Origin of the sequence: Candidatus Sulfotelmatobacter sp., from assembly GCA_035498555.1 — a bacterium.
In the GTDB taxonomy this organism is placed as follows: domain Bacteria; phylum Eisenbacteria; class RBG-16-71-46; order RBG-16-71-46; family RBG-16-71-46; genus DATKAB01.
Window position 1 is genome coordinate 38,927 of record DATKAB010000107.1, and the last position, 6,371, is coordinate 45,297.

7 protein-coding genes are annotated in these 6,371 nt (G+C 68.9%); 5 read left to right on the plus strand and 2 right to left on the minus strand.

The window, feature by feature from the left end:
- Positions 1–176 precede the first annotated feature (176 nt).
- Complete coding sequence (locus tag VMJ70_09805) at positions 177–1,595, minus strand: sigma-54 dependent transcriptional regulator (GenBank protein HTO91415.1); 1,419 nt, start codon at positions 1,593–1,595, stop codon at positions 177–179.
- Positions 1,596–1,732: 137 nt separating this feature from the next.
- Here VMJ70_09805 and VMJ70_09810 point away from each other — a divergent pair, with 137 nt between their 5' ends.
- The 5 genes from VMJ70_09810 (at position 1,733) to VMJ70_09830 (ending at position 5,253) form a co-directional block, all read left to right on the plus strand.
- Positions 1,733–2,599: a hypothetical protein gene (locus VMJ70_09810; protein HTO91416.1), complete on the plus strand. Its 867-nt coding sequence runs from the start codon at positions 1,733–1,735 to the stop codon at positions 2,597–2,599.
- A gap of 361 nt (positions 2,600–2,960) precedes the next feature.
- Positions 2,961–3,740: a flagellin gene (locus VMJ70_09815; protein HTO91417.1), complete on the plus strand. Its 780-nt coding sequence runs from the start codon at positions 2,961–2,963 to the stop codon at positions 3,738–3,740.
- A 159-nt stretch (positions 3,741–3,899) separates the two neighbouring features.
- Positions 3,900–4,310 carry a flagellar biosynthesis regulator FlaF gene (gene flaF, locus VMJ70_09820; protein ID HTO91418.1) on the plus strand — a complete coding sequence of 137 codons (411 nt, stop codon included), beginning with the start codon at positions 3,900–3,902 and terminating at the stop codon, positions 4,308–4,310.
- Positions 4,311–4,542: 232 nt separating this feature from the next.
- Positions 4,543–4,848 (plus strand): hypothetical protein, encoded by a 306-nt coding sequence (locus tag VMJ70_09825; protein HTO91419.1) that lies wholly within the window; start codon positions 4,543–4,545, stop codon positions 4,846–4,848.
- A 15-nt stretch (positions 4,849–4,863) separates the two neighbouring features.
- Positions 4,864–5,253, plus strand: a complete 390-nt coding sequence (locus VMJ70_09830) for a response regulator (GenBank protein HTO91420.1) — start codon at positions 4,864–4,866, stop codon at positions 5,251–5,253.
- Here VMJ70_09830 and VMJ70_09835 read toward each other — a convergent pair.
- Positions 5,250–6,371: hypothetical protein (locus VMJ70_09835; protein ID HTO91421.1), on the minus strand; the 1,122-nt coding region annotated here is incomplete at its 5' end. The two genes, VMJ70_09830 and VMJ70_09835, sit on opposite strands and share 4 nt — an antisense overlap.

Here is a 6,371-nt window from a genome sequence, read left to right on the forward strand (position 1 = left end):
TGAGCGCGCGGGACGCACCGCGGTTTGCGCCGCGGGAGCGAAGCAAATGGTGTGGCGCAACTTGAGTGAGGCGCCGGGGCTCGCGTGACGGCCCGATTCAGCGGCGTGCTGGAGCGATCACGGACGCTGCTTCGGCAGAAAGTTCCGGAGCAGCGGCGAACAGTTCCGGTGCTGCCCTAGTCGGCGCCGGGTTTGGGGTTCAGCTTGTTGCGCAGGGTGCGCTCGCTGATGCCGAGCAACTTCGCGGCCTGCGCGCGGTGTCCGCCGGTCGCGACCAGCGCGCGCTCGATGGTCATGCGCTCGAGTTCGTGGAGATTGAGGGTCTCGGCGGCGGTGGCGGAGGCCGCGACGCCAGCCGGACTCGCGCCTGCGCCCGCCGTCGCTTCCACGCGGGGCGCAGGCCCGACGCCCGACGTCCGCAAGAACGCCGATCCCGGCGCCATCGGCAGCGGCTGAATCACCAGCCGCCCCCCCTTCTGCAAGATGACGGCGCGCTCGAGCGCGTTCGCCAGCTCGCGAATGTTGCCGGGCCAGGCGTGCTGGCGCAGCAGCGAAAGCGTCTCGAGCGGCACGATCGGCGGCTTCATGCCGAGCTGACCGGAGAAACGGCGCACGAAGTGGTCCACCAGCGCCGGCAGATCCTCGAGCCGCTCGCGCAGCGGCGGCGTGTGGATCGGCACGACGCTCAGCCGATAGAACAGATCGCGCCGGAAACGTCCGGCCTCGACCTCGGCGGTCAGGTCACGGTTGGTGGTGGCGATGAGCCGCACGTCCACGCGCACGCTTTGACTGCCGCCGACCCGCTCGAACTCCTGCTCCTGGATGGCGCGCAGCAGTTTGGCCTGCAGGTCGAGCCGCATCTCGGAGATCTCGTCGAGCAGCAGCGAGCCGGCGTGAGCGCGCTCGAACGCCCCGGTGCTGCGCGTCGTGGCGCCGGTGAAGGCGCCGCGCTCGTGGCCGAACATGGCGCTCTCCACCAGGCCCTCGGGAACCGCCGCGCAATTGACGGTGACGAAGGGACCGTCGGCGCGTGGGCTCTGCTCGTGGATAGCGCGCGCGAACAGCTCCTTTCCGGTGCCGGATTCGCCCTCGATCAACACCGTGGCGCGCGTCGGCGCGACCGCGGCGATGGCGTCGAGCACCTTACGCAGCGCCGGCGACTCGCCGACGATCGCGCGCGTGCCCTGCAGGTCGGTCAGCTCCCGGCGATAGGCCTCGTTGGTGCGTTTGAGCCGATGGACCTCGATCGCCTGGGTCACCGCAATCCGCAAGGCTTCGGAGCGCAACGGCTTGGTAAGGTAATCGGCCGCGCCGCGTTTCATCGCGTCCACCGCCAGCTCGACGGTGGCGTACCCGGTCATCACGATGACCGGCGTCTCGATTCCTGCCTCACGAAGCTGCGCCAGCAAGTCGAGCCCGGTGGCATCGGGCATGCGGTAGTCGGTGATGATGAGCTCGAAGCTCTCGCGGCGCGCGAGCTCCAGAGCGTCGGCGACGCTGGAGGCGAGCGTGGTGGGATGGCCGAGGCTCCCGAGCACCTGCTCCAGAACCACCAGCACGCCCGGGTCGTCATCCACGCACAGGATGTGCGCCATTCAAGGCCTCCGACCGCTCGGAACGCGCGCCCGAGCGTTCGAGACGCGCGCGGCGCGAGGCTCGACCCCACGTTCCGGCTCAAGCCGTCGAGAATCTAGACGATACTGGAGGGGGTGTCACGGCTTGGAGGAACGCCATGCGGATTTCCGATTTCACGATTCGGCAGACTTCGCTGCGCGACATTCAGAATCGCCTCGGCGACGTGGCCGGAGCTCAGGAGCGCGAAGTGACGGGCAAGCGCGTCGGCTCGATGTCCGACGCTCCCGCCGACGCGGCGCAGATCCTGACCTACGGCAGCCAGCTCCGCGACATGGCGGGCTATCAGCGCACCGGCACGCTCGCTTCCGCGCGCCTCCAGGCCGAGGATCTCGCGATCCAGTCGGCGCAGAAGCTGGTGCAGCAGGCCAAAGACCTGGCGGCGAGCGTGGTCAACACCTCGCCCACCGACCCGCTGCGCACGACGGTCGGGATCGAGCTTCAGTCGATCCACGATCAGCTGGTGGCGATCGGCAACACCAAGTTCGGAAACGAGTACCTGTTCGGCGGCGCGATCACCAACCAGCCGCCCTTCCTCGCCGACGGCACCTACGTCGGTGACGACACGGTGCGCCGCGCGACCCTCGACGACGGCCTCACCATCGACCTCTCGCACCCCGGTGATTCGGTGCTCGGCTCGACGTTCAACGCGCTCACCAGCCTGCAGGCGCAGATCGGCAGCGGCAACGCCAATGCCATCCAGACCTCGGTGACGGCGCTCGACGCCGCGCATCAGGATCTCCTGACCCGCGAGGCCGAAAACGCCACTCGCCAGCGCGTCGTGACCGACACCGCCACACTGCTCGCGCAGCGCTCGACGGACGTCGCCAACACTCGCGACAGCATCGCCAACGAGGATCCGGCCCAGGCCTCGGCCGAGCTGGTCACGGCGCAGAACGCGCTCGACCGCGCCTACGCGGTGATCGGCAAGGTGCTGCAGAGCAGCCTGCTCGACTACCTGCGGTAGCCAAGCGGCGCACGAGGACCCGGGACCCCTACCCGGGCGCGCTCGCCTCCGTATCCTGCTCCGGCTTCGTGCGGCCTCGCCGCGCTTCGCCATCGGGGCTGCGCGCGGCTCCGGATCGCCCGTCGAGCGGAGCCGGCTCCCCGCGCCCCGACCTCGAGCCGCGCCAAATCCCCCAGCCCGCCGTGCACTCTGCACGGTTCGCAACCGCGCAAACGCCGCGCTCTCAAGTTCCTGTCTGCGATTCCGAAGCTCCAATTGTCGGCAAGAGGCCGGCCGCCGGGCATGGAGCCCGCGCGCGGAACTCTCTTCGGACAAGGGGGATCGAATCATGGGTGTCAATGACATCACCCTCGCAGGCGGAATGCGGTCGAATCTTCTGAATCTTCAGATGACCGCCGCTCTGCAGGCGCGGACCAGCGAGCGCCTGGCGACCGGGCTCCGGGTCAACAGCCCGAGCGACGACGCTGCGGCGTACTTCGCGGCCGCCAACGAGCGCAGCCGCGCATCGGATCTGTCGGCTCGCAAGGACGAGATGGGCGAAGGTATCCAGACCGTGTCTGCCGCGAATGAGGGCATCACGGCGATCACCTCGCTGATCGAGCAGGCCAAGGGCCTCGTGGCTTCGGCCCGTAGCGCCAGCACTGCGGATCGCGCCACCCTGGCGACCCAGTACGACGCTCTGCTCACCCAGATCGACAACCTGGCGAACGACTCGGGTTACAAGGGCACCAACCTGCTCGGCGGCGACACGCTGACGGTGAGCTTCAACGAGGACGGATCCTCGAACATCGCGATCACCGGCTTCGATGCCAGCTCGACGGGTCTCGGTGTTGCGGCCGCGGCCGGCAACTGGGCGGCCAACGCCAATCTGGACACGGCGTCGACCCAGCTCGACACCGCGCTCACCACGCTGCGCACGAACGCGAAGGCGCTCGGTTCGGACAACGGCGTCATCGTGGCTCGCCAGGACTTCACCAACGGGATGGTCAACACCCTGACCACGGGTGCGGACAACCTGACGGTGGCGGATCCGAACGAGGAAGGCGCCAACATGCTCGCGCTGCAGACTCGCCAGCAGCTCGGCATCGCGGCCCTCGGCCTCTCGTCGCAGTCGCAGCAGGCGATCCTCAAGCTGTTCTAGGAATCCCGAGCGTGATCGCCGGTGCGCAAGGGATTCGCGCGACCGGCCAGCGCCAGACCGGGTGATGTGGGGGCCGGCGAGAGCCGGCCCCCGATCCCCCTCGCCGGACCGAAGCCGCGTCCGGACCTTTCGCCAACCCGAGAATCCCAAGCGGGCCCCATGTCCATGTTCTCGAATGCTCGTCGCTCTTACGACATCGGCGCCAAGGTCACGGAATCCTCGCGTGACCTGGAGGCGAACGCGCTGTTCAAGGCGGCGCGGATGCTCGACGACGTGCGCCAGGACTGGAACGCCCCGGACCGTCCCGAGAAACTGGACGCGGCGCTGACCTACACGCAGAAGCTCTGGACCTTCTTCCAGACCGAGCTGACCAACAAGGCCAACCCCCTTCCCCCAGAGCTCCGCTCCTGGCTGCTGTCGCTCAGCGTGTTCCTCGACCGCCGCGTGCTGGAGCTGCGCACCGAGCCCGACGCGAAGGGCCTGGACGCGCTGATCAAGATCAATCGCGAGATCGCCCTGGGGCTGTCCGCCCGGCCCGGCGACGCGGCCCCCGAGGCCGAAGCGGCCTGACTGCCGCTTGTGAGGCGAACATTGTTGATGGCCTGGCGAAGCCCGCTAAGTCCTTGAAATCCGTCGCCGAAGTCGCCGGTCTCCCTTCGAAATCGCCCGATCAACATTCTTCGCCGCACAACCGGGGACTCAAGTTCGGGCCCGGGCTGCCGAGAATGCAAATTGAAAGCATCAGCTCCGGCGACCCCGCCCGGGTATCGCCCGGTAACCCTCACTCTTAGGCGAGGACCACATGGCCATCCAGCCCACTGGATCCGGACGACCGTCGTGGAGCAACCGAGTCTCCCAAGGCTCGGCTTCCGACAGCGCTCGCCGTGGCGGGCCCGCGGATTCCTCGACCAGCAGCGACGCGGCCGATCGTGTCGAGATCTCTTCGACCGCCCGCGACATCTCGGGCGCCTCGAATACCGAGCCGGTTCCCGCGAACGAGCTGACGCCCGAGCGGCTGAACGACGTGCTCGGCAAGCTCAAGCGCGGTTTCTACGAGCAGCCCGAGGTTCGCGACATGGTGGTCCGCCTCCTGTCGCGCGACCTCTAGAACGCGGAGGCGGCCGTGAAGTGCCTGGTGGTCGACCCCTCGCCCACCGTCCGCCGCGCCCTCGTTCATGCCGCGCAGGCGATCGAAGCGGCGCCGATCCTGGTCGCCGATCAGCCTCGCGAAGCGCTGCAGGGACTCGAAGAGCAGCTCGAGCTGGTGATGGTGGGCTGGTCGGCCGACGATGATCTCGGCCTCGAGCTGGTGCGCGCCGTGCGCGCCGACGCGCGCCACACCGGCGCCCGCATCGTGGTGATCTCCCCGCGCCGCACGCGCGAAGAGGTGGAACGGGCGTTGCAGGCCGGGGCGGATGACTTCGTGCTGCGCCCCTTCGAGCTCGAGGCGCTGGTCAAGCGCCTGCGGCGGCTCGCGCCTCCCGCCGAGGACGAGAAGAAGGAAGCGGCTTAGTACACCAGCCTGATCCGCGCGTTGACCGAGCGCCGATCGGGTCCGCCCACATTGTCGCGCGCGTCCGAGCCTTCGAGCGCGACGCTGGTCCCCGAAAACACTTCGCAATTGAGATTGGCCACCGCGAGCTGCCGGTCGGCCTCGGGCGTCAGAACCGTGCGCGTGCGATAGTCATGCTCGTAGCGCCCGGTGAGCAGCCAGCGCGGATGGCCGCCGAACGGCGCCAGGGCCTCGAGCAGGAAGTACTGATGGTGCTCGTGCACGCCGGCGGAAGGCCGGTCGTCGTAGCGATCGAACACGTAGCCCGGCATCACCGTCAGACGACTCAGTGAGAATGCGGCGCCGCTCATCAGCTTCAAGTGCTGCATCCAGGTGAGCGAGGGCAGCGTCGAATTCTGGCGATCGAACAGGAAGCTGGCCTGGACGACGCCCCGGTTCCCTCCGCGGCTGGCCCACAGGTAGGAATCGTTCATGCGCCTGAGCGCAAGCGGCGCGTCGCCGTCGGCATGCAGATCCTGCCGGCTGTCGATCCAGCCGAGCCCGCCGGACCAGCGCCCCGACCGGGCCTGAAGGCCGAGCCCCAGCGCGTCGAGATCCACCGGGGCGAGATAGGGATGAATGGTCGCCGACTGTCGATTGGAGAGCAGCGGCAAGGCCGCGTCGAACCGGCCGACGCGCGCGTTGAAACTGCGGCCGGCCCCGAGTGCCCCGAGCTGCGCGTAGCAGACATCGCGCTCGCGAAGCGACGGCGGCTGGCCGGCATTGGCCTGGATCCGCACGCTCGCCAGATCCCCGAAGCGCAGCTGTGCGTGCAGCTCGGCGGCTCGGTTCGAGATCACGTCGCGGTCGCTGGTTCCGGAACCGGGTGGAGTCGAGACTTCCCGCATTTCGCTCGCCCCGGCGCTCGCCACCGCCGAGACCGGCGGCCGGCGCGCCTCCTTCACGGTGTCGGCAGGCGATCGATTGCCGTCGATCGCGAAGGCGACTCCGGCGGGCGTCAGCTGCGAAGAGGCCAGATGGCAGTGCGCGCAGGCCTCGCCGGTGGTGCGCGAGAACAACGGCAGCGTGTGCGCCAGCTCCGCCTGCAGCAGCGCCGCCGCGGGAAGGATCGCCAGCGC